Below are 2988 nucleotides of genomic sequence, written 5' to 3'. Positions count from 1 at the left end.
ATTCAGCATTGGGCTATGTTAGCCCTGCTGAATACGAAGAACAATTGGAATTAGCTGCATAGTTGGATTGTCTACTTTTCGTGGGGCACTCCAATGTAAGGAGGAGACTATGAAAAAAACTATCAAAATAATTCTAATACCATTGATTGTTAACGTCTGCAATTTGTACGCAGAGGATAATGAAAAAATTGATCAGTTAGAACGTGATCTTCAGGAATTAAAGAATCGAATATCTAAAATAGAGACTATGATGATCAACTCAAGTGAATCTGATATATTGGCTAAAATTCATGAAGGTTGGAAATCAGTTAGAAATTGGAGAATAATATCTACTATAATGAGCATTGATGATGTTCGCAATATACTTGGTGAACCACAACGAAATGACGGAGGAGACATGACAATTTGGCATTATGAAAATTATGGTTCAGTGACTTTTTAAGTGGAAAAGTGATTAAATGACGAGAACCAAGAGAGTAAAAAATATACTAAAAGAGACGATTTATTTTCTATCAAATGAATGGATATATTTTTGTATTTAAAATAATAGAATATGTGAGGAGAAATGAAAAAATACGTAATATGTTTAATAGTGTATTTTTCTGTATTTACTCTTTATTCTGAAAATGAGGATAATTATAAGTATTTCAACTTGAATGAAAACAACTTAGTTGTTGCTACAAATAAGTATAGAACTGAATTGCCTTTACAAATAGTATTGGATATTCCTGAAGAATTAAAGAACGGTATAGATACTGCTCCATTGAAGTATATCGATGAACTTATTAATTATTTAACAGAGTGGACCAATGATGATTTTTTGAAAATAAAATCAATTCATGATTGGATTTGTTTAAATATAGAATATGACGTAGACGCTTATAATGAAGGAAATATAAAGTTAGAAGATTATTTTGTTACGTTACGATATAAGAAAGCTGTGTGTGGAGGATACGCTGCTCTATTCCATTATATGGTATATAAAGCTGGATTCGCGTCAGCCATAATATCTGGATTAACAAAGGGGAATAGTAAGTATGCTATTGGAGAGAAAAAAATATTTGTCAGACATGCATGGAATAGTGTAAAAATCAATGGTGCATATTATCTCGTTGATGTAACGTGGAATGCAGGATACGTAAAAAGTAATAAGTTCATACAAAAGTAGTCTACTGATTTTCTATTTACAGAACCAAATATTTTTGTAGTTACGCATTATCCATATGCTCCAGGTTGGCTACTGACCGATGCTTATATATCACTTGAAAATTTTAAATTATTAAGGACTGAATGATTGATAATAAAAAAAGAAAAAATTTAGAATAATGAGGCTATAAAATTAATGAATATAAGAGATTACATATAACTTCCAGTTGGAGCAGACATGGCTACTGTCATGGTTTGTAGTTATTTAATGGGGTGAAAAAGAAAGCTTGGTTTGAATGCAAAAGCTCTGATTTGCAAAAGTATGGTATAATTCAATCAAGTAAGATTTATCGTTTACGATTTTACTGAGGAAGAAGGTTAGATCATGACTGCAAAAGGGGAAAAAAGATGTCACATGAAGATCCTGTTCATAGTTATTCCTGCCCACCTTTTCTTGTTGCTCGGTTGTGTTACTATCTACAAATCGGAAGGATTCGGTGGCGGTTACACCGATTTGCCTCTTGGACAAAACCGATATCGAATTGAGGTTCGTGGGAACGGATTCACAAGCAAACAACGCGTACAAGATATTGCAATGGTACGTGCTGCCGATTTATCGCTTCAAAACGACTTTGAATATTTCTATGTATTGGACTCGACAAGTGATGAACGTATCCGTAGAGCCAACGTTGATTCTTATGGCAACGTTAATACGATCACCAATGACTATTTTGTTATGATTATTGAAATGACACATATGACAGATGGCGTTTCAGCTCAGGAAATCATAGATGCTGTTGGCCCCAGAGTAGGATTATAGCTTGTAAAAATCCTTTCAATACGTCATGCAGCTCAATTGGCGTTAGATTGACAGGTAAGTAGGAAAAAATGCTGTATCATTTCACTGGTTGCGAAAACCTCCTCAAGATTATTCTTTCCAACGAATTACGATTTTCACGATCAATGAACCTTGACGATCCTTTTGAACGAAGGAGGTACAGAAATTATTCAGATTGGGTTCCTCAAATTCCTCAAACGGCTCCTGCAGCCAAGTATCTTGGATACTTCAATTCGCGCGTTGATCTGACAAACATCCTTTGCTTCTTCGATAACGTGAACAAAAGAAACGAGACTGTTCAGCCGCTAACTGATCTGAAGATGTGGTCCCATTACGGCAAATCCCACAAAGGGTGTTGCATAGTTGTAAATAAGGAGAAGACCATTGATGCTTTTAAGAAGGATGTTAAAGAGGGTATTTCTGACTATGGAAAAGTCGAATATAATGAATTGAAAAATTATGAGCATGTACTAATGTCTTCGTTTGATCAAGATGGTTACAAAGATATGGTATTCAAACACTTGTTTCATAGTCTTTTCTTTAACAAGGCGACATACTACTCAGGAGAAAATGAATACCGATTTGTGATAAATAACGATAATCAGGGCTTTGCTATTGAGATTCAGCCACTTGTCGAAAGAATTGTCATCGCTGAAAACGCAGCAGAGACTGACATCAAAAGTATCATTGCTCTATGTAAACTGTTCAAATTTGAAGTTGGTAAAATGGTGGTAAGCAATGATAAAATCGAATACCGCCAAATTGCGATCTAACAATCGCTTCAATCTGACAAATCTTTTGTCACGGCCTATAAATCGCCTTTGCCCCGAATATCCCTATTACTCATCTCCTGTCATGGATACCGCTCAATAATCATGCCTTTTATACCCTTGAAGTGCCAGTCTTTTGTTATTGTCAACACCGGAATGAAATTGCAGTTTTTCATCGGAGTTAAATTGCAGAGTTCCGGCAAAAATCTTTAGAAGCCAACGGCTCCAATCTTC

General features: G+C 34.9%; 4 protein-coding genes. All 4 read left to right on the top strand.

Annotation, left to right across the window (positions count from 1 at the left end; genetic code table 11):
- Positions 1 to 109: 109 nt before the first annotated feature.
- The 4 genes from F459_RS0121825 (at position 110) to F459_RS0121810 (ending at position 2757) form a co-directional block, all read left to right on the top strand.
- Entirely contained in the window at positions 110 to 442 is a 333-nt protein-coding gene (locus F459_RS0121825) for a hypothetical protein (protein WP_020614762.1), read from the top strand.
- Positions 443 to 565: 123 nt separating this feature from the next.
- Entirely contained in the window at positions 566 to 1168 is a 603-nt protein-coding gene (locus F459_RS0121820; protein WP_020614761.1) for a transglutaminase domain-containing protein, read from the top strand.
- A gap of 363 nt (positions 1169 to 1531) precedes the next feature.
- Complete coding sequence (locus F459_RS23450) at positions 1532 to 1966, top strand: CC0125/CC1285 family lipoprotein (protein ID WP_020614760.1); 435 nt, start codon at positions 1532 to 1534, stop codon at positions 1964 to 1966.
- A 143-nt stretch (positions 1967 to 2109) separates the two neighbouring features.
- A complete protein-coding gene (locus tag F459_RS0121810) occupies positions 2110 to 2757 on the top strand; it encodes a DUF2971 domain-containing protein (RefSeq protein WP_169517977.1) in 648 nt (215 codons plus the stop codon).
- Positions 2758 to 2988 lie beyond the last annotated feature (231 nt).

Origin of the sequence: Sediminispirochaeta bajacaliforniensis DSM 16054 (assembly GCF_000378205.1) — a bacterium.
Classification (GTDB): Bacteria; Spirochaetota; Spirochaetia; order DSM-16054; family Sediminispirochaetaceae; genus Sediminispirochaeta; species Sediminispirochaeta bajacaliforniensis.
The sequence above is the reverse complement of the archived record's forward strand: the minus strand, read 5'-3'. Positions and strand labels throughout refer to the sequence as shown.